A 21970-nucleotide genomic window follows, 5' to 3' on the forward strand; every position below is an offset into this window, starting at 1 on the left:
CCTTCATATATTTTTAGAATCCTAACATAAATCGAGAAGAAACTCAATTCATCTGATACATTTCTTATACCCCTTATATGTTGTTTCATTCATCATATGCCGCCGAAGCCCGAAGTGATTGTACAAACAAAAAAGAGCAGCGTGAAAGCTGCTCTACAAAAATTCTTTGATATCGTATATCCGTCCGTTTTCCGGCTCGCCCGCGATCAGTGAGTGAATGACGCCGGCGATGTATTCAGGACTTCTGAGGTTTTTCGTTTCTTTCAGATTGCGGAACCGTTCGATGTCATGGAAATCTTCTTTTGACGAAGAACGGATGACAGCCTGCATGTCTGTATCCATCACTCCCGGCGAGAATGAGATCATGCGGACCGGCAGCTCTTCATCTTCCTGTTCAAACCCGAATGTTCTCGTAAACATATCAAGCCCCGCTTTTGAGCTGCAATACGCGCTCCAGCCTTTATAAGGATTTTTTGCCGCGCCCGATGTGATGTTGACAATTGTTTTGCTGCCGCTGAACGCTTCGAAACGCTTTGTGAACATTTGGCTGAGCAAAACGGGCGCCGTCAGATTAAGGGTGTAATGGCGGTTTAATTCTTCGGCGGAAGCCTCTTTCGCCCGCTTGATCGGTTCCACCATTCCGGCATTGTTGATCAGTGTGACGGCGGAGTACCCCTTCTCCTCTGCTTGATCAAGAATCGCCTTCATCTGCCGCCCGGTATCTGCGAGATCGGTTAGATCAACACTGTATTCTGTCAGCCCCTCGCGCTTTTCCCCGCTTATCGTTCTTGAAAGCGCGGCGACTTCGGCTCCTTCTTGAAGCGCCTGTTCCGTAAGCGCCCGGCCCAAGCCTTTTGACGCGCCTGTTATAAGAAAAAACTGCATGAAACTCCTCCTTTTTTTCTTATTTTACGGGCTGTCTTCCCGCAAACACAAGCGATCCGTTTACCGCCTTGCCTTTTCCTGCGCCGTGAATTTCGGGATCAGATAGATCATCGCCGCAATCCCGAGGAGGATCAAGACGGCATAAATAACAGGAAGCAGATAAGAAGTCTTTTTCTCTTCCGTTTCCATATCTGCCGAGGTATGCCGCACCGCCGGCTCGGCAAATGTGATACCCAGTTGTTTCGATTGCGCTTTGATCGTATTCGGCTCCGTGTCTGACGATGTAAACAGATTTGATATCAGTTTGTCATCCGGGTTTTCGGACGGCTGATCAAACTTGATATCCTTCTGTTCTTTCGGAAGCGCCGTTTTTTCCTCGGAGTAGGCATCGTCGTGCAGGTAATCCGTACGAATTTCAATGTCTTTCTTTTCATATTCATTCGGCTTGACATCAGTATTTTCCTCATTCGCGGCTGCGGCTTGGGGAAGGAAAAGGAAAAAGGAGAGAGCAAACAGCAGCAACCCTTTTTCCATGAACATGTTACGCCTCATAAGACTGATCACTTTCCTCCGTTTTTTCCGCAAACAGCCGAATGACGAGCGGAAGCGCCGCCGCAATCAGCGTAATGATCGCAAGAACCGTTACCCCCAACGCAAACAGATGGCCCGTTCCGTATTGGATATCGATATAGACTTTCGAAACCGGACTGTCAAAGGTGAAGTTCGGCATAATCAGGTCGATCAACGGCGCCACATAAAAGAGAATGAGCGCGGATGATGCGATCCATCCGGTAATTGAGCCGAAGACAAAGGCTGCCCGGATAAAAGCTGAACTCGCCGCAAGCAGGAGAATCGTAAAGACTGACCATTTAATCGTCTGATCATCCGGAAGCGAATAGATATTCAGACCGAACAGACTGATCATCAATCCGACCATAATGTTTAAAATCCCAAAGAGCGCGCCTTTGACAAGAAGCGGCGCCTGCTGATAATACGAGCTGAAATAGCCGATCAGAAGACTGCTGATCAGGACGATCACCAAAATGACGACCGGCGGAACATTCTGAACCCGGTCTTCCGGCACCTCTCCGCTGATTTTAAGCGGATTGGCGAGATAATCGTAAACATAGCCGTTTTCCTGTCCGTCAACGAGCGCGTTCCCTAAAATGCCGTACACGTCATTTCTGATCAATTTCGTGGAATCGACGTTTTTGCCCCAGTTGCTGTTCAGGGTGTCCGCTTTTTGCTGGACGTCATTTACGCTTTGCTGCATATTGTCGGTATAGCTGATGATGCCGGACTGGCGTTCTGACAGATGGCCCATCGTGTCAGACATTTGCAGGACTTCGCGGCCGACGGTATCCTGAGCGCCGAGCGCCATCGTTCCGGTTAATCCGTCTCCGCTGAACGCGGCCGCTTCCTGCACAGCACCTTCAGCCAGCTGATCGGATGCTTTCGCCGCGCTGTCTGAAATGCTGGCAAGCTCATTGAGCACTCCCGCTTGTTCATCTCTGATATACGAGCTGTAGTTATCCGAGAATTCGGTCATGCCTTTAATAAAATTGCTGATGTCTTCATCTGTCTGCATTTTATTGTTTTTCAGATTTTCCCAGCTTGCCGTTTCTTCCGGTTTGATGGCGAGAACGGTTTGGACTTCGCCTTGCTGGGCTTTCAGCACCCGGTTTTTCACATCAGGCAGCGAGCCCGCGTCAAGAGAGTGATAGAGTGTCGCCTCATACAGGGATAAATCATTATAGTAACTCATTAAATCGGATATCTTTTTTGTATTAATGTCAGCGGCAAATATCTGTTCAAGAGCAGATTTGCGGCCGCTATCCAATGACGGGTAGTTCAGAATGTTCTGTTCTGTTCTTACAATCATTCTGTAAACGGCATTGAAGTCTTGTTTTCTCGTTTCTTCTGATTCTTCCAGCTTTTTCTTTAATTTTTCTGCGCGTTTTTTGACGTCATCAATCTGGTCTTTAAGGCCTTGGATTTCTTCATCAAGAGCATCGAGACGTTTTTTCAGTTCTTCATTATGAGTCTGCTGTTTCTCTTCCAGCTCTTTTTCAATTTGCTGAATGCGTTCTGCGGCTTGGTTCAGCCTTTCTTTCGCCTCAGATATGTCCGTGCCGCCGTCCCCTTCAGAATCGTTTGGATCGTCCGCCGGCTCATCAGCAGGCGGAGTGACGTTTTCAGCGGCTGTCGCGGTCTGGACGGTTTTTGGCTCCTGATCGCCTGTGTTATCGGAAGCAGGCTGCTCTTCTTTTGTGCCGTCTTCCGTTTTTCCGTCTTCTCCGGGATTCGTTCCGTTATTCGGATCGGTATCGCCGGAGTTTTCACCGTCATCGCCTTGGCCCGGTTTTTCCGGTTCCGGTTTTTCTTTTTCCGGTTCTTTTAATCCGTCAGAAATGTGATTGATTTCAGCAGAGATGCGTTTTAATTCTTCACGCTGATCGTCAAGGTCAATTTTCAGATCGCCGGGTTTTTCTTCTTCCGGTTTTTCTTCTTCATTCGGGTCATCCGAGCCGTCATCCCCCGGGTCCTTTTCCGGAACGGTTAATGCCGGCCGATCCCTTTTCATAAGGGTTTGAATGCTGTTCAATGTTTCAAATCTTGCTTGCGCTTTATATTGAGTCAAATAATTGTTCAGTAAATTGGATTGAATATCTGCCATCCCGTGTTCCTGCTCAGGAATCTGCGCTTCTCTCACCTGTTGGGCGGCCAAAAGAGACGATCCCGTCTGGTCAAGCTGTGTCTGCGCCCGATTTATGCCTGAAGACAGCCCGCTCATCATCGTGCTGAACTGGTTGGCGGCCTGCTGTGCTTTAATGGCGTTCAATCCGGTTGTGATTTGCTTTTGATTTTGTTCCTGCGCGGCCATCAGCAGTTTTTTCTGATTTTCTTGATATTGTTTGTAGCGCTCGACCGTGTCGGCAAAGTCTTTGAGCGTGGTTTTGGCTTCATCTGCCGAGGTCAGTTTTTCTTTTACCGCGCCCTGCGCTTCATTCATTGATTTTTTCAGTTCGTCAATCAGGTCTTTTTGCCGCTTGATTTCACCTGCCAAGTCATTGGAGCTCGGCTTGTAAAAGTTGTACATGACGTTTTGAAACTCTGATTCTTTATTGACGATTTTGTCAAAATCGCCTCGGACATTGTTCACTTTTTGTGAGACGAAATTCCAATATAATGTTGACATTTTTTTATTCATTGATTTTTGGGCGTCTTCAAGCTCACGCTGCACCTTTTCTTTGTTGACGGCGTTCAGGTTGCTTTGAATATTGAATGTCAGCGTGGCTTTTTGCGGACGCTCCTTGTCATAGCTTAAGATGTCTTTTGAAAAATCGGATGGAATGTAAACGACGGCGTCATACTTCTTAGCCGCCAGACCGTTTTCTGCCGCGCTCCTGTTGACAACCGTCCATGAATAATCCGGACGGCCGCCGAGAGCGGCCGCTACTTCTTTGCCGAAATGGACGGATTCCTCTTCCTCATTTTCATCTGTTTGTAAGCCCATATCTTCATTCACGACTGCGATTTGGCGGGTGGCGTTGATTTTTTGTTTTCCCGGGTCATCGCCGATAAACCGGAAAAACAGCACCGGCAGCAGCAGAATGATGACGACCGCGGCTATTAATTTGATCAGGCTTTTTCGTTGTTCGGTCATCTGACGGCCTCCCTTTCCGCTGAACATAAAGGTATTTGGATTTTTTGCTCCTTCCCGTTTTCAACCAAATAGCCGAAGCCCGGCTGAATGTCCGGTTCCTGCCTTTGGTAAGGCAGCGGAATGACATTTTGTTCGGATTTTTTCACAAGCAGCATCGCGTGGCGGATCTGTTTCATTTCCGTCGTTAAGGAATCATAGCCTTTTGAGAATTCGCTGTGATTGCCCGCCGGGATAAAACTGAAGCCCACATGCGCGTAAGATTTCATAAACATCGCCAGCTTGTCCTGTATGGCGGTGTCGATCGTCTGCTGGAATCTTGTAATGCCGTCGGCCATTAACACGACCGGAGAGAAACTGAGTTTGTGCACAACGCCATTTTTGATGGCCTGCGTATACTGAGCTTCGCGCTCCGTGAAAATGGCTTCTGCCGTTTCGATCCACTGCCGGACGTCTTCTTTTGTGTCCAGATAGCTGACCTTTGTTTCCTGCGCATACTGCGACAGTCCGCGGTCAATCGAGTCAAACAGCCCGACCCGTTCCGCACCTTCACGCAGCAGGTGATTCAGCATCACTTTCAGGATATTTGTTTTTCCACGCTGTGTCTGGCCCAAAATAAGACAATGTTTATTTTTACCCAGATCAAAGTACACAGGGCTGACCTTTTCCTCATGAAGCCCGACAGGAATGCGGAACGGTTCTTGTTCCGGGCCGAGACGGAGTGAAAATTCGCCGGCCGTCAGCATATCCGGAAGCATCGGAATCGGGTCTGGACCGGCTGTTCCGGCGTGGCGCTCAGCTAAAGCTTTGACATCAGCTTTCAGCGCCTGGAACATCTCGAGGTCATTTTCCGCTTCAGCCGGAAGAAACATTTGCGCGAAATACAGTTCTTCTTTTTGGATCATGACGCGGCCCGGGATCGGTTCGAGACTGAACGGCGGACGCCCGTAAATGGAGTATCCTTCTGACTGATCCATTAAATAATGGACGACTTTCGTTTTTATGTTGTTTAACAGCGACTGGCGGACGGCGTTTACCCTCGTTGCGGTCAGCAGGAAGTAAATGCCTAAGCTTTGCCCGTCGCGTGAAATCTGGATAAATTCCGTTTCTAATTCATGCATTTCATCTTTGACGATGTCGAAATTGTCAATTGTGATAAATATCAACGGCAGCTCTTCTTCACTGAGCGAATTGTACATTTTGATATGGCTGACTTCTTTTTCCCTGAACAGCCGTTTCCGCCGCTCGATTTCTTCCTTGATGCGGATCATGAATTTTTCGATCTTTCTCATTTGATCCATTAAGAAATAGTCTGCGGTGTGCGGAAGCTTTGCCAATGGCAGAAGCGTGCCGTTTCCGAAGTCAAAGATGTACATATGAAGCTCTTCCGGCGTGTATCCTTCCGCGAAGTTCATCAGGAAGGTGATGGCAGCCACTGACTTGCCGTAGCCGGATGAGCCGAAAATGCCGATGTTGCCGTCATCCATCATCGTGTAAGCGAGAGGCGCCTGTCTTTGCTGATCAGGCTCATCAACGCAGGCGATGAAGAACCGGTCTTTTTCCTGCGCGGGGTAAAGCGTGCGCGGGATACGTTCGGCAAGCGGCGGAAGCCACGGGCTCGGCAGCTTTTCAATGCCCATTTCATTTTGAATCCGCTCGATTTCTTCGACTACGGCTTCTATTTCTGCCGGGGCGTCTTTTTTCGCCGCATCATCCGCATCCACCTCAGACAGCGGAATTAAGCCGGTATCGGTAACGATGGCAATGTCATCCTCGGTGCCGTATACATCTTCCATGTAAGGGGCGCCGCTCCAGGCAGACTGGAACTGCTCATACACTTCGTTATTTCCGACTTGCAAGTAGCCGCGTCCGGTGACCGTAATATTCGCCGCATCACTGTTTTTCAGGATTTCTTTACTGTCACTTGCATCCTGCACTTTCAGCGCGACCTTAAAGCGTGAGTTGCTCCATATTTGGTCGTCAATGATGCCGCCCGGCTTTTGCGTGGCGAGAATTAAATGCACACCAAGGCTCCGTCCGATGCGGGCCGCGCTGACAAGCTCCCTGATAAAGTCAGGCTCTTCGCTTTTCAGCTCGGCAAATTCATCTGAAATCAAAAACAGGTGCGGCATCGGAATATCCGTTTCTCCCTGTTTATACAGCTTTGTATAATCATTGATGTGATTGACGCGATATTGATCAAACAGCCGCTGCCGTTTTTTCAGCTCGCTCTTAATGGATGCAAGCGCCCTGATACTGAAGTTTCTGCTTCCTTCAATATTCGTGATCGTCCCGAGAAGGTGCGGCATTTTGCGGAACGGCTGCGCCATTCCTCCGCCCTTATAGTCAATCAGCAAAAACGCCGCTTCATGCGGGTGAAAGTGAACGGCCAATGACAGGATATACGTTTGCAGAAATTCACTTTTCCCGGAGCCGGTCGTTCCCGCCAGCAATCCGTGCGGCCCGTGCGCTTTTTCATGCAGGTTTAAATAAACGATGTCGTCTTTTCCTTTATAGCCGATCGGAACAGCCAGCGATTTTGCAGACTCACTTGTCTCCCACTTCTGCCTGATGCCGATTTCTTTTACTTCCTTCGCATGAAACAGCTCGAGAAATGAGACCGTTTCAGGAATGGAATTCGTCATTCCGACCTGATGGTGCAATGTCCGAAGCGTCCGGGAAAACCGCTCGTTGTTTGTCCGTTCATGCCTGTCCAGCTTAAACGGGATCTGCACCGCTTTTTTCTGCTGAATGAGAATGTCTCCCTCATCTTCATTAATGTAGCGGACGAGGGTGTGAATGTTTTCTGCCAGGCTTTCCTTTGTTTCCGCGGCGATGATGGCCGAGATGCCGAGATGCTCATGCCGGCCTTCGATGTATTCTAAAATGACGTGCTCTGCGATCAGCTGCTGATTTGTGATGACAAAGACAAAATGCGGCTGAAAGATCTTTTTTTCTTTATCCTCTTCCAAATCCCGCTCCCGCAGCAGCTCGTAAATGGACGATAACAATTGATCACGGGTCTGTTCATTGTAAATAAATCCTTTCGCATACATATGAGGCAGCTGAAATTGCGGCAGCCACTTCATCCATTCCCATTCCTTATATTCGTCCTCATGAAAGATAAAGACAAATCGCAGGTCATGGTAGCTGTTGAAGAACGCGAGCTGGCCGATCAGCTGGTGAATTTCATTTTTGACGATCTGAGGTTTCCCGACAAGCCCCATCGGCCCTTCTTGTAAATCAACGGTCACGGGCGCATGGCGGATATCTTTATACACACGCTGCATGTGCTGCGACTGCTCCATCAAGTCATCCACATCACGGTTCGCCAAGTCTCCGCCGCTCATTGAAATCTCGTAGCTTGACGGGACCGTGCCCGTTCCGAGCCGAAGCATCAGAAAATCCCTGCTTTCCAGCGATTTCTCCCAAATGCGGCCGCTGATTTCAGAAGTTAAATATTTCATTTTTTCAAACGGGGGAAAATGATGCGTCAGCACGTGCAGCTGTTTTTCCGACAGCGTCTGAAGCTCTTTCCGTTTGCTTTCTAAATACTGCTTGTACACACGCTCCCGTTTTTCCTCCCGTTTTTTCCGCTGGTTTTTTTCACGGAAATACTGCACGGTGGACGTAATGAGAGTCATCATAAACATCGCCAAAGAGACAAGGATGAATATGCCCCTCGGCTGTATAATGGCGACAACCCCCATTACAATCAGCATGACCACAGGAGGCAGAATGACGAGCCACAGCCCCCGGTTATTCTGTTCGCTTTCCTGCGAGGGAAAGCTGAATGAAACGCGGTCTTCGGGAAGATCGTAGACCATGCGCGGCGTTCTACGATATTGCGGGTATTTCTTTTTCATTTCGGTGCTTGGTTTTACCGTTTTGGTTAAACCGGCTTGAAGCTTTTCGTGATGAATGATTTCTAAAAGGTCGTCCTCCGTCAGCCTCACACGCAGAAAATTCCACAGCAGCTCATCTCCCGTCCGGAGCCTTTCGGGAGCTTCTGCAAGCTTTCCGTTCACATAAACTTCCTGGCCATCAGGAACGACAGACCAGCATCCTCCCGACTTTCGCAGATAAAAAGCCCCTGTTTGAGCGGAGGACGGCTCTTTGTATATATCCGCTTCCTCTGTTTCTGATGAGAAAACGATCTCATCCTTCCCGCCGATAAAATACACGGAGGATTCTTCCTGGTCAGGGGTGAGCAGAAGCCGCATCGTCTCTTCTTCAATCCGGCAGGGCATTTCATTTCCTATTGTCAATTCGCCGGCACAGTTATTTCCCAGGAAAACATCATAACGATCTGTTTCTTTCCGATAAAGGGTTGCGGCGTTTTGCCGTAACGGAAGTGTGCCGACCGTGATTGTATCTTTCATATCCGGACCGATCGTAATCGGCTGAGAGGGCGGGAGTTCAGACAGCTGAACCTTTTGTACGTGCTCTCGGTAAAAGACCCATAACAGACTCATATGGCGAACCTCCTGACAGCCTGATCGTTACATGCGGCCATTTGATGTGTGCTGTTATTTTTTTTCATCTTTTTTCTCATCTTTCTTGTCGTTCTCTTTGTTATCTTTCGCTTTGTCTTGTTTGCTTTCATCCTGTCCGGCGGAAGCTTCGGCGGTGTCACTGTTTTCCTCCGCTTCTTTATGCTGTTCCTCCGCCTCTTTTTTCGCCTTCGCAAGCTCGCTTTCCACGGCGTCCAGTTCTTTCTGCTTTTCGTCGTCTTTCATACTGTCATCCGCTAATAATTGCTGTTTATATTTTGTAAGTCCGAGCCAGATGTACGGGTTGTACTCAAGATTGCGGCCGATTTTGATGGCTTCTTCATTTTCCCCTCTGCCGATATCAATCCAATAAAGGAAGTGCTTCGGGTCTGATTGCAGCGTGACCAGATTCCCGATGTATTTCCGCTGTTCTTCCCTCAGATTTTCAACTGCCACATAAGAGGAAGCAAGCTCGTACTGCACAGATTCCGGGAGGCTTTCCGCATCGTATTTAGCGAGTGTGTCAATGACTTTGCTGTACTGCTGATTTAAAAAATAGCGGTTGCTTTCCGTAATTGCCTCTTGCTTCGGCTGGACGAAAAACAGAACGTATAAGGAGTAAAGAAGTGCCGGCACAAGGAGGACGGCAAGCGCCAGACCGGCGTATCTTTGGATTTTCCATTTCTTTTTCGGCAGTTTTATGTATGTCTTGTCCCTTTCTTCGAGGGAATCAATTGCGGTTTGAATGGCTTCTTCCAGTTCTTCAATCGTCTCCGCCTCTAACACGCTCTTCACCTCAGGAGAGAAATGAAGCGTCTCCTTGTACTTCAAATATTCATCGAAGGTGTACGCCCCGTCAGCTGCAAGCGCCGCACAGGCTTTGAGCTCTTTTAACACCCTCTCTCTATCTTCCTCATAAGGCGGAAGGCTCTCCTTTACGCCGTAATGAAGAAAGTAAGGCGTCAGCGCTTTATCAAACACGATATTTTCAGGGGCGGCAATCAGATTGAGACGTTTCAGCTTATGCTGTTTCACGGCTTGGACGAGACGGTAGGCAAATTGCCACCTGCTTTTTTTATCTTTTCCTTTTATATAGCGGAAAGCCTGATAAGAAGAAGGAGGTTTGATTGTGATGGTTACTTCGTCTTCTGAAACTGAGACCTCTTTTTGAAAAAAAGGATCAGCATCTTTAATCACATTCGCTTCCAGCCCGTCAAGAAGCTTGATTTTTTCCCGCTGGAAGGTGAACGTGAAGCCTGATTCGGTTTCTTCCCGGACGGCGTCTAATTCTGTTTCTAAATAAGATCTGTTATGACCTGTCATTCCACCATGTCCTTTCATAAAATTTCAAGGCGGTCTCCGTTCGTAATGCCGCAGTCAGATAGCTTTTGTTCTCCGGAAAAAACCGTTTCTTTATTGACCACTCTGATCCAATAGCCTTCACGCGGCGGAACGGATACATGCTGAGCCTGCCGGGCAATATCAATGACTTTTTTCACAGAATGGTAATCTGACAATCTGAGATCGAAGACGCTGCCGTTATAATGTGTTAAATCTATTGTAATATCGATATACATATTCATATCACCCTTACATAGAAAGAGCGCCGTCTTCTTGATTGAATCAGGCGCTCCGTTTCTTCATTCATCTTATTATCCGCGAATTTGGTTAGCGATATCTTGGTCGGTAGACTCAAGCGTATTTGCCGTTTGATCGAGCTGATGATTCACATCTTGAAGCAATTCAGACATTTTAATAAATGAAGGTTTCAGCTGCTCATATTGATCCGCAAATGCTTCACTTGAAGCACCTTCCCACATGCCTTTCAAATCAGAAATCATGCGGTTCAGGCGGTCAACCTGATTCATGACTTCCTGACTTTCAACGCCATATTGCTTAGCCATCGCTCTTAGCTCTTCGGGTGTGACACGAATTAATCCAGACATATTCCTTATACCCTCCTGTGTCATCAGCCTAAATATGGGCTAATTCACTTATTTTTTGAACGTCATTATTATAAAAACAACCAATCGGCACAGTCAAACAAATCTGTTTTAATTTTACAAAATGAGTCTTATGATATATTGGATTTTTCGGCATATTTACACATTTTGTAAATATAGTAGTATGATTTTCTTATTATTTTCGTTTTCGTCGAATGATCTCATTGTCCTAGTCCATTTCCCTGCAAAGATGCCTTTCAGTCTGAAAAGCAAGATGGTAAGATCAAGATATGAAGCTATGAAAAAGTAGGGATACAGATGACCAATCCAAAGGATCCATTTAAGTACAGTTTCGACAGGCTTGAAGATGTTGCCGACCATATCAGTGAAGTTCTTCAATGCCCCATTACAATAGAAGACGTTAATCATAAACTGCTTGCATACAGCACGCACAGCGATTGTACAGATCCGGCCCGGACGTCGACGATTATCGGGCGGAGGGTGCCGGAAAAAGTCATCAACAAACTGTGGAAAGACGGTACCATTCCGGCCCTTTTAAAAACGGACCAGCCGATCAAAGTGAAAGAAATTGACGAGGTGGGCCTGAGCAACCGCGTGGCGATTTCCATCTGGAAAAACAGTCAGGTTCTCGGATTTATTTGGGCGCTTGAGATCAAAAAAAAGCTCAATGACGAGGATCTGAAGACACTTCAGCTGGCAGCCAAAGCGGTGCGGAACAAACTTTTGCACCTGCAGATCCGCAAAACGAAAATCGAAGAGCGGGGCCAGGAGTTTTTTTGGAAAATGCTGACCGGCCATATTTATCAGGAAGCCGAAATGGCCGAAGGGTTTCATAAGCTCGGGATGGCGCTGCCGTCCGTGTTCAGCGTCATGATCATCCGTTTACATGATGAGCTGACTGAAAAGACGGAACAGCAGCTGCAATATTTGCAGGAAACGACACAGCAGATTCATGTCATGCTGGCGACTGTTGATTCAAATGAATTAATCTTATTAGCCGCGCCGAAAACCGATCAGCCTTTTAAAGATTTAAAGCACTTCGCCCTTCATATTCAAAAACAGCTGAAGGAACGATATAAAATTGAGGATGCGTCGATTGCGGTCGGCGGTATTTACGAATCGATTTCTTATGTTTACCGCTCCTATCAGGAAGCGCTTTCCGTATTAAAAGCGAAAGAGCGGTTTGTGAGAGAAACCAAACACCTTTTCAGCTTTTCGGAACTCGGCATTTATCAGTACCTGGATGTGTTGGATGAAAAACGCAAGCACAGCGGCTATATGAACTATTCCCTCTCAAAGCTTGAGCAGTATGACAGGGAGCACCAAGCCGATATGGTAAAAACGCTCGAACATTTTATTGATGCCGACAGCAACGTCAACACCGCCGCTAAAGCGCTTAACATCCATGTCAATACATTGAATTACAGGCTGAAAAGAATCAGCCAGATCGCAGAAATCGACTTAAAAAATGTGAATGAAAAGTTTACGATTTACCTTGATATCAAACTTCGCAGCATGGGTTCGTGAAATTTCACAAATCCGTGTTTTTTTATTTTCTGTTTCAAACAAAGAATTTTCGCAAAAATCGCGCTACACTTGAAGCATCACACAAACATTGGGGGAAACAGACATGATTATCGGGGTTCCAAAGGAAATCAAAAACAATGAAAATCGAGTGGCATTAACACCTGGAGGCGTTTCACAGCTTATCGGAAACGGCCATCGGGTTCTTGTGGAATCCGGAGCGGGACTCGGAAGCGGCTTTACAAATGAAGATTATGTATCAGCAGGGGCGGAAATTCTGGAGGACAGAAAGCAAGTATGGGATGCGGAAATGGTCATGAAGGTAAAAGAACCGCTGGCTGAAGAGTATGCGTATTTCCGTCAAGGTCTGGTCTTATTCACTTACCTTCATTTAGCTGCAGAGCCGGAATTAGCTAAAGCGCTTACAGAAAAAGGCGTGACAGCTATCGCGTACGAAACGGTAACGGACGGACGTTCCCTTCCGCTGCTTACGCCGATGTCCGAAGTGGCCGGCAGAATGGCCGCGCAAATCGGGGCTCAGTTTCTTGAAAAACCAAAGGGCGGAAAAGGAATTTTATTAGCCGGCGTACCGGGTGTATCCCGCGGAAAAGTCACGATCATCGGAGGGGGCGGCGTCGGAACAAATGCCGCGAAAATGGCTGTCGGACTCGGTGCCGATGTGACAATGATCGATTTGAACGCAGACCGCCTGCGTCAGCTTGATGATATTTTCGGGCATCAGATTAAAACATTGATGTCAAACCCTGTAAATATTGCAGATTCCGTCGCGGAAGCGGATCTTCTGATCTGCGCCGTGCTCATCCCGGGAGCCAAAGCGCCGACTCTCGTTACGGAAGAAATGGTTAAACAAATGAAACCGGGTTCCGTCATTGTTGATGTTGCCATCGATCAGGGCGGCATTGTGGAAACCGTTGATCATATTACAACCCACGATAATCCGACTTACGAAAAACACGGCGTCGTTCACTACGCTGTCGCCAATATGCCGGGCGCCGTACCGCGTACGTCTACGCTCGCATTAACGAATGTAACCGTTCCTTACACGCTTCAAATCGCCAATAAAGGCGCGGCACAAGCCATTGCAGACAGCCCTGCGCTTAAAGCGGGCTTAAATACGGCTAACGGACATGTCACGTATGAAGCCGTAGCCAAAGACTTAGGCTATGACTACGTGCCTGCTGAAAAAGCAATGCAAGGTTCGGCTGCAAAAGCTTAATAGATATGAAGAGGACAGCCTGATCAGCAGGCTGTCCTTTTTTCTTTCTCATAAAAGGAAAAACGGCCCCCTGTCTCGAATATCAATTCATATCCCGGAAGAAAAAGGAGGATTCATATGGCTGTTCAGCACTATGGTGTATTAAAAGGCACTGTGTCAGATATGAAAAGGGAAACAGATGATGATTCTCCGCATTTTCAAGTCGAGGTGCTAGGCGAGCCTGATACGCGCTATCGCTGTGCGATCAATGTCATGTCAAGTTCAAAAGAATCAGAGGTTCTGTATGCGGCACGCGATCATTTTGACGCAAGCGCGATCACCCTGCTGCCCAACATTCCGTATGGATATACCCCAATTGATGAAACCAGCCGTGAGCTGGCGCTGGATTATGTCCGCGGCGGATTGTTTGATCCCCGGAACATGGTGCCCCTCCCGCATGAAGTCACCGGTCCGGATAATGACTTAAATGACTTTATTGAGACGTACATGCAAAAAGCCAAATCAGAAAAAGCCACCGTCTATATTTACGGCTCTAAATTCGGGCCGGAGCCGGGCGCTGATAAGATTTTCGGGTTCAAGCCGACAAACGGCATGCATAATATTCATATGAATCAGGGAAACCCAATTGATACACGCTGGAAGAAGGATAACGGAACGTGGCACGACGGCGGTATTTTAATCCAGTTTGCAGACCAGTGGGCCGCGGTCTTTTTGGCTTTTCTGTCTCAGTCATGGTGCACGAATGAAGAAGGCCACCCTTATACATTTTGTGATCATACACAGCTTAACGGCTGATGTCCGCATAAAAAGCCTGCCGAAATAACGGCAGGCTTTTCTTATTACATTTTAGCGGCTTCGGCCTGTTTCAGGCTTTCCGGCCTCATATCACGCCAGTTTGTTTCAATATATTCGAGACAAACGGGGCGGTTTTCATTCGTCAGGCGGGTTTCCCAGCCGTCCGGCACATCCAGATAGGCCGGCCACAGTGAGTACTGGCCTTCAGCATTGACGAGCACATGGTATGAGCCGTCTTCCCGTTCAAATGGATTTGTCATATCATCTCTTTCCTTTCTTTACCGGACTGTACGCCGTCCGTTTAATTTCTCTGCCAGAATCGCGCCGATGTCGGCAAGCGAGCCCGGCTGGCACATATCTTTATGGCGGCAGTCTAAGTCATACCGCTCGATTTTCCCTGTAATATACGGTTTCCAAGTATCCGGCTCAATCGGGTCAAACCACTCCGGAATAATCGTGGATCTGAAGAACAGCACATTTCCGTGGAACGGCTTCGGCTTGTATGTTCCTAACAGCCCGACAGAATTAACGTACGTGTCTTTCAGATTCATCATCACTGACTCGTCCAGACTGGCTAATGCGCTTCCCTCACGGCGGAGAATGGTCAGCGCGGTGTCAAAATCAAGCGGCTGATCCCCGAGGCTGTCCGGGTCGTACCCTCCCAGGGCAAGCAGCGCAATGACGGCTTCCTCGTCATCAGGCGCATTTTTTATCGGCAGAAAATGATTCGGATACGCGTCAAGCATCACCAAAAGCGAAACCTCTTCGCCCCGGCTCTGTAATTGTGTCGCCATGGCCTGAATGACATTCCCTCCGAGAGACCAGCCGAGCAGACGGTACGGCCCTTTCGGCTGCACGGTGCGGATTTTTTCAATATAATCCGCCGCCATGTCATCTAAGCTTTGCGGAAGCGGTTCTTTTTTTCCGATGCCTCTCGCCTGTAAGCCGTATATCGGATAATCAGCCTCTAAAGAAGACATCAGCCCGGCATAACACCAGCTGAGACCGCCGGCCGGATGGACACAGAACAACGGTGTTTCTTCTCCTGCCGTTCTGAGCGGAAGAAGAACATCAAGCGCGCTTGTGCCCGTTCCTGACTCAAGTCTTTCAGCAAGGCTTGCCACCGTAGGAGCTTCAAATAATGTTCCGATACTGAGCTCGGCTCCCATCGCTTCCCGAATACGGCTCATTAAATGAACCGCAAGCAAAGAATGGCCGCCTAAATCAAAAAATCTGTCATCAATACCGACACGCGGCAGATGAAGCACCTCTGCGAACAGCTCACACAGCATTTCTTCCTGCGGCGTTCTCGGTCCCCGGCCGGTGACCTCCGTTTGGAAGTCAGGCGCAGGGAGCGCTTTTCGGTCAAGCTTTCCATTCGGTGTCAGCGGCAGTTCATTCATTTGGACAAAAGCTGACGGAATCATGTAATCCGGCAGGCTTTCTTCGGCAAACCGGCGCATGTCCCCAGTGTCCAAGGTGCTGCCGGCAGATCGGACAAGGTAGGCGGCCAGCCGTTTATCTCCCGGCCGGTCTTCACGGACGACTGCGGCGGCATCCTCGACATCCGGATGTTTGACGAGAACCGCTTCGATTTCTCCCAATTCAATCCGGAAGCCGCGGATTTTAATCTGATGGTCCGCCCTGCCCATATAATCAAGAGAACCGTCCGTCCGCAGACGGGCTAAATCCCCCGTCCGGTACATTCTCGTTCCCGGCGGGCCGTACGGATCAGCCACAAAGCGTTCGGCGGTCAGACTTTGCCGCCCTAAGTAGCCTCGCGCCACGCCCCCTCCGGCAACATACATTTCACCCGTTATGCCCGGAGGCACGGGCTCCAGCCGGCCATCAAGCACATATACGTTCAGATCAGGAATGCCGCAGCCGATGAGGCTGTTTGCTCTCAGTTCGGCAATGTTTTTGTCTAATTCAAGGTAACTGACGTGCACCGTCGTTTCCGTAATGCCGTACATATTCACGAGCACCGGCTGATTGTCCGCGTGGCGGCTGTACCAATCCTCAAGCCGGCTCAGCTCAAGCGCCTCGCCGCCGAAGATGATATATCTGAGTGCGAGCTGACGCCCCAGCTCTTTGTGTTCTTTTTCCGCATGCATCAGCTGGTAAAACGCTGATGGCGTTTGGTTAAGTACGGTCACTCGCTCTTTCACGAGGAGATGTAGAAACGCTTCCGGCGATCTGCTGATGTCATGCGGCACGACGACGAGACGTCCGCCGTGAAGCAGCGGCCCCCATATTTCCCAGACAGAGAAATCGAAAGCGTAGGAGTGAAACATCGTCCACACATCATCAGAATGAAAGTGATACCAATGCCGCGTCGACTCAAACAGCCGGATAACATTGCTGTGCGGAATGATGACACCTTTCGGCACACCGGTTGATCCCGACGTGTAAATGACATAGGCCGGGTGAAGCGGTGACAGCGGACGAATCCGGTCGGCATTCTCAGGGTTCGTGACGGCATATTGCCGAAGTGTTTCCTTATTCTGCGGATCATCCAGGATGAAGGCCGGCATGCCGTTTTCGCCAGAGAGCTTACTTGCGCCTTCACGATTGGTGAGCATAAATACAGGCTTGGCATCATGTAACATAAAAGCGATGCGGTCCGCGGGATAATCAGGATCAAGCGGCAAATACGCTGCCCCCGTCTTCAGGACGGCTAACAGCCCGACAATCATATCTAAAGAACGCGGCAGCGCCAGTGCGACAAACTGCTCCGGGCCGACGCCGCGGGCAATCATCATGTGGGCGAGCTGATTGGCTCTTTCATTCAGCTCTTGATAAGTGAGCCCGCTCTCTTCAAATACTGCCGCCGTTTCATCCGATTTTGCGGCGGCCTGTATTTCAAACAGTTCAGGCAGTGTCTGCCGAGGCTGAATATGCTGTTTTGCCTGTTTAACCGGCAAAAGCTTCCGGCGCTCTTCATCAGAAAGAATGGTTAAGCTTCCGATCGGTTTATCCGGATGTGATGCGGCATCTTCGAGCAAAAGAAGCAGGCGTCCGGAAAGTGCTTCAGCCGTTTCTTTTCTGAATAAGTCCGTACTGAACTCCAGCAGGCCATCAATACCGGCAGGCGTGCCGTCGTCATGGCGCTGTTCAGCCAATTCCAGCGTCAAATCAAATTTGGACGATCCGACACTGCTGATTTGCAGGCTTGTTTCCATATCAGGAAGACTGAGTATAGGGTCAGGCGTATTTTGGAAGGCGAGCATCACTTGGAACAGCGGATGTCTTGACCGGGAGCGAACCGGATTCAATTCTTCCACGAGACGTTCAAACGGCACGTCCTGATGTTCATATGCTGCGAGATTCATTTCCCTGACCCTTTCAAGAAGCTCACAAAAGCTCGGATCGCCAGAGGTATCGGTTCTCAGTACAAGTGTATTAATGAACATACCCACAAGGTCTCCTAATGCGTCATCACTGCGGCCGGCTATCGGACTGCCGATCGGAATATCGGTTCCCGCCCCGAGCCGGGTCAGCAGTGCGGAAAGCCCTGATTGAAGCACCATAAACAGGCTTACGCGCTGATTTCTGGCAAGTGAGAGAAGACGGGCATGAAGCTCTTGGCCGATGTTGACCGGAATGACGCCGCCCCTGTAGCTTGATTCAGCGGGATGCGGAAAATCAGACGGCAGCTCCAGCTGATCCGGTACATTTTCAAGCGTTTTCTTCCAGAAATCCAGCTGGCGCGCAATTAAGCTCTCAGAATCAGACGCGCTGCCTAAAAGCTGCTGCTGCCAAAGCGCATAATCCGCATATTGAACCGCCAGCGGCGCCCATTCTGCTTTTTCACCTGTTTGCCGGGCGATATAGGCTATGGATAAGTCACGCATGAGCGGATTCAAGGACCAGCCGTCGCCTGCGATGTGATGCAGGAGAACCATCAGCGTATATTCGCCGTCACCAAGATCAAACAGCTCAGCCCGGACGGCCGGCTCTTTAGCGAGATCAAACCGATATCTTGCCGCAGCGGCAAGCATGTCTTGGAGCTCGTTTTTGTCCGCACGTGTCACGGTAAACACAGGGCGGGCTTCTTCAGCAGATAAAATGAGCTGATGAGATGATCCCTTATTTTCCGGAAAAACGGTGCGCAGGCTTTCATGACGGCTGACAACATCGTAAAAGGCGTGTTTCAGCGCTGATTGGTCAAGCTTGCCTGACATGCGGACAATCACCGGAATGTTGTAAGTCGGGCTCGGCCCTTCAAGACAGTAGAGAAACCAAAGACGCAGCTGCGCAAATGACAGCGGGATGTGCTCCGGCCGGTCAAACGGCTTGAGCTTAGGGCGCGCACTCTTTGCGGTGTCAAGCTGTGCGGCGAGCCCGGCAACGGTCGGCGTATCAAACAGACGGCCGATGCCAAGCTCTGCGCCCATCGTCTCCCGGACCCGGCTCATCAGGCGTCCGGCTAAGAGCGAATGTCCGCCCAATTCAAAGAACCCGTCATCAATTCCGACCCGCGCGAGACCGAGAACTTCGGCAAACAGATCGCATAATATTTCTTCCTGCGGCGTCCGCGGCCCTCTGTCAGACAGGACAGCGGAAAAATCAGGTGCAGGCAGAGCGCTGCGATCGAGCTTCTTATTCGGCGTCAGCGGCAATTCTTTCAGCTGTACAAACGCGCCCGGCACCATATAATCCGGCAGGCTTTCGCCTATATATTCACGAAGTCCACCGATATCAAGGGGCTGATCCGCGACAGCATAAGCCGCCAGCCGCTTATCTCCCGGCTGGTCTTCACGGACAATGACGGCGGCCTGCGAAATACCCGGATATTTCGACAGCACTGACTCAATTTCTCCTAATTCTATCCGGAACCCGCGGATTTTAATTTGGTGATCGGCTCTGCTGATATAATCAAGCGAGCCGTCCTCACGCCAGCGCACGAGATCTCCCGTCCGGTACATCCTCGCGCCCTCGGGGCCGTACGGATCGGCAATGAATCTTTCAGCTGTTAAATCAGGACGGTTATAATAACCTCTGGCAAGCCCCTCGCCCGCGATATAAAGCTCGCCCGCGATTCCCGGCGGGACGGGCTGCAATGCGGCGTCCAGCACATATACCCGCGTGTTCCAAATCGGCGTTCCGATCGGAGGCGCCCCCGTATGGTCTTTTGCAAGCGGCTGTGCGGCCGACCAGATTGTTGTTTCAGTCGGCCCGTACAGATTCGTCACCGTACAGCCTGATTCAAGCAAAGCATGCATAAGCGCGTTCGGAAGCGCCTCACCTCCGACAAGCACCCGCAGCGCCCGGAGAGAATCCGGTTCATTGGTGACTAATGAATGCCACAATGTCGGCGTTGCCTGCATGATTGAAATACCGTATGAGTGAATCATGTGCGCAAGCGCCCGCGGTTCCTGAATCGTCTCTTTACGTGCGATGACGCACCCCGCCCCGCTGATGAGCGGAAGGAAGAGCTCAAGTCCGGAAATATCAAACGCCGCAGTCGTAACGGCAAGCAGGCGGTCTTGTTCGCCGAGCGGGAACATTTCCCGCATGGATAAGAGGAAATTGCTTACGCTTTTTAATGTGACGACTACGCCTTTCGGTTTGCCCGTTGAGCCCGATGTATAAATGATATAAGCGGGGTGCAAAGGCGAACATTCCGCCTGAGCGGGACAGTCAGCATTTTGAGCGGCAACGGTTTTTACCGTATCCGGGTCATCGAGAATGATCCTTTTTGCATCACTGTCTTCCGGCATGCGGCCGGATAATTCCATCGTTGTAATCAGGCATGCAGGCTGTGCATCTTTGAGCATGTATGCGATCCGCTCAGAAGGAAAATCAGGATCAAGCGGCAGGTATGCGGCTCCCGTTTTCAAAACGGCCAGCATACTCACGGCCAACTCCTGTGACCGCGGAAGCTGCAAAGCGGCAAATTGTTCCGGTCCGAGCCCCTTTTCCTTTAGCATGCCGGCAAGCTGGTTCGCGCGCTTGTTCAATTCGGCATAGCTGAGCTCTTCGTTTTCGGTGATGATTGCCGGCCGGTCCGGTGTTTTTACGGCCTGTTCGTAAAACAGCTCCGGCAGACTTTTCTGCTTCTCGGCCTTGCGCGTGTCATTCCAGCTTTCCAGTACGCGGAGACGTTCACTTTCAAGCAGAAGGTTGAGTGTGCCGATTTTTTGTGTCTGGTCTTTCACAGCGGATTCCAACAGAAGCAGGAATCGTTTTTGATGGTTTTCAATATCTTCGGCGCTGTACACTTCCGGATTCGCATCAAAGTCCACACGCATTCCGCTTCCGTCCGCTCTGTCGTAAACGTTAATTGACAAATCATCAACGGGCCCGGCTGATAAATTATGAACGGTGCCCGGCGCTCCGGCGAAATCAAGCGCGTAATCAAACGGCATCACATTGACTTGCGGGCCGAACAGCCTGCGATTTTCTCCGAGCAATTTAAGGTCGCGGCGCATATCTTCATGGCGGTATTTCTGATGGCGCCGAATGTTTCGGATTTCTTTTGCCACTTGGCTGACGGCCTCATGAAAATTCATATCCGGGCGAAGAGAAAGCCGTAAAGGCAGAAGATTCATGACCATACTCGGAATATTCAGTGAAATCGAGCCGATCCGCCCCATCATCGGTAAGCCGATCACGATATCCCCTGCGTTTGTCATCCGATGGACATATACCGCCGCTGCGGCCGTGACGGCTTCATGCCAGTTCGGAATCGCTTTTACATGCTGTAAAGCCGTTTCAGAAAGATAAGCCGTGCTTCTCCGAAAACGTGTTGACGTTCTCGGCGCTCTTTCCGCCAAACTGACGACATCAGGTTCATCCGCAAATTTCTCCATCCAAAATTCCCGATCTTTCAGGAATTGATCAGACGCGCGGTACTCTTGATCTTCTTTTACCAGCTCCTCCAAAGAACCGAAGGAGCGCCCATTATCCGGACGTCCCTCCCGTATTGCGGTGTACACTTGCGCCGTACGCCGTGCCAGCAGTGAAAAACCGTAGCCGTCTATCGCAATGTGGTGAATGCGCTGATACCAGAAAAAGCGTTCCGGTCCCGCCTGAAATAAAATGTCGCGGAACAAAGGCCCGGCCGCCATATCGACGGGCTCAGCCAAATCTGTCTGCATGAGTCTGAGTGCGGCCTGCTTCGGATCAGCTTCTGAACTCACATCTATGACATCGATCGCAGCCTCAAATGGAGGATTGATGATCTGCTTCGGCCCGTCTGCTCCCTCTTCGAAGCGGGCGTGTAATGACGCGGCTTCCGTCAGCACGCGTTCGAGAGCGGTTTTAAATATGTTCACATCGATCGCGCCGTTTATCTCAACGTACTCGCCTGTATTGTAAATCGGATTATCAGGATCAAGCTGCTGCGCAAACCAGATACCGGCCTGTGCGCCTGTCAGAGGCAGCTGTTGTGTATCATGCATTC

The 21970-nt window shown here is 49.6% G+C and carries 12 protein-coding genes; 3 read left to right on the forward strand and 9 right to left on the reverse strand.

Annotated features, from left to right (window positions below):
- Window positions 1-153 precede the first annotated feature (153 nt).
- From NYE38_RS15610 to NYE38_RS15640, 7 genes are all read right to left on the reverse strand, one after another.
- Window positions 154-885: a (S)-benzoin forming benzil reductase gene (locus NYE38_RS15610; RefSeq protein ID WP_007408685.1), complete on the reverse strand. Its 732-nt coding sequence runs from the start codon at window positions 883-885 to the stop codon at window positions 154-156.
- A 60-nt stretch (window positions 886-945) separates the two neighbouring features.
- A complete protein-coding gene (essA, locus tag NYE38_RS15615) occupies window positions 946-1419 on the reverse strand; it encodes a type VII secretion protein EssA (RefSeq protein ID WP_026092321.1) in 474 nt (157 codons plus the stop codon).
- 7 nt (window positions 1420-1426) lie between these two features.
- Window positions 1427-4552, reverse strand: coding sequence for a type VII secretion protein EsaA (gene esaA / locus NYE38_RS15620; protein WP_017419428.1), 3126 nt, complete (start codon window positions 4550-4552; stop codon window positions 1427-1429).
- On the reverse strand, window positions 4549-9024 hold the full coding sequence (gene essC, locus NYE38_RS15625) for a type VII secretion protein EssC (protein WP_025650214.1): 4476 nt from the start codon (window positions 9022-9024) through the stop codon (window positions 4549-4551). Before essC ends, esaA begins: the two co-directional genes overlap by 4 nt.
- Before the next feature lie 54 nt (window positions 9025-9078).
- Window positions 9079-10365 carry a type VII secretion protein EssB gene (gene essB / locus NYE38_RS15630; protein ID WP_025650213.1) on the reverse strand — a complete coding sequence of 429 codons (1287 nt, stop codon included), beginning with the start codon at window positions 10363-10365 and terminating at the stop codon, window positions 9079-9081.
- A gap of 14 nt (window positions 10366-10379) precedes the next feature.
- Entirely contained in the window at window positions 10380-10619 is a 240-nt protein-coding gene (locus tag NYE38_RS15635; RefSeq protein ID WP_003152015.1) for an EsaB/YukD family protein, read from the reverse strand.
- Between the two features lie 75 nt (window positions 10620-10694).
- The gene (locus tag NYE38_RS15640; RefSeq protein ID WP_003152013.1) at window positions 10695-10988 is read right to left on the reverse strand and encodes a WXG100 family type VII secretion target; all 294 of its coding nucleotides are present in this window, start codon (window positions 10986-10988) and stop codon (window positions 10695-10697) included.
- Window positions 10989-11303: 315 nt separating this feature from the next.
- On the opposite strand from NYE38_RS15640, the gene NYE38_RS15645 reads away from it, so the two are divergent.
- The 3 genes from NYE38_RS15645 (at window position 11304) to NYE38_RS15655 (ending at window position 14562) form a co-directional block, all read left to right on the forward strand.
- Window positions 11304-12533, forward strand: coding sequence for a PucR family transcriptional regulator (locus NYE38_RS15645; RefSeq protein ID WP_014418775.1), 1230 nt, complete (start codon window positions 11304-11306; stop codon window positions 12531-12533).
- A 103-nt stretch (window positions 12534-12636) separates the two neighbouring features.
- On the forward strand, window positions 12637-13767 hold the full coding sequence (gene ald, locus NYE38_RS15650) for an alanine dehydrogenase (RefSeq protein WP_289414450.1): 1131 nt from the start codon (window positions 12637-12639) through the stop codon (window positions 13765-13767).
- A gap of 117 nt (window positions 13768-13884) precedes the next feature.
- Complete coding sequence (locus NYE38_RS15655; RefSeq protein ID WP_007613467.1) at window positions 13885-14562, forward strand: YukJ family protein; 678 nt, start codon at window positions 13885-13887, stop codon at window positions 14560-14562.
- Window positions 14563-14606: 44 nt separating this feature from the next.
- On the opposite strand, the gene NYE38_RS15660 is transcribed toward NYE38_RS15655, so the two are convergent.
- Both NYE38_RS15660 and NYE38_RS15665 read right to left on the reverse strand, forming a co-directional pair.
- Window positions 14607-14822: an MbtH family NRPS accessory protein gene (locus tag NYE38_RS15660; protein ID WP_017419431.1), complete on the reverse strand. Its 216-nt coding sequence runs from the start codon at window positions 14820-14822 to the stop codon at window positions 14607-14609.
- 18 nt (window positions 14823-14840) lie between these two features.
- Window positions 14841-21968, reverse strand: a complete 7128-nt coding sequence (locus NYE38_RS15665; RefSeq protein ID WP_340802078.1) for an amino acid adenylation domain-containing protein — start codon at window positions 21966-21968, stop codon at window positions 14841-14843.
- Window positions 21969-21970: the final 2 nt, after the last annotated feature.

Origin of the sequence: Bacillus sp. EU63, from assembly GCF_038592915.1 — a bacterium.
In the GTDB taxonomy this organism is placed as follows: domain Bacteria; phylum Bacillota; class Bacilli; order Bacillales; family Bacillaceae; genus Bacillus; species Bacillus velezensis.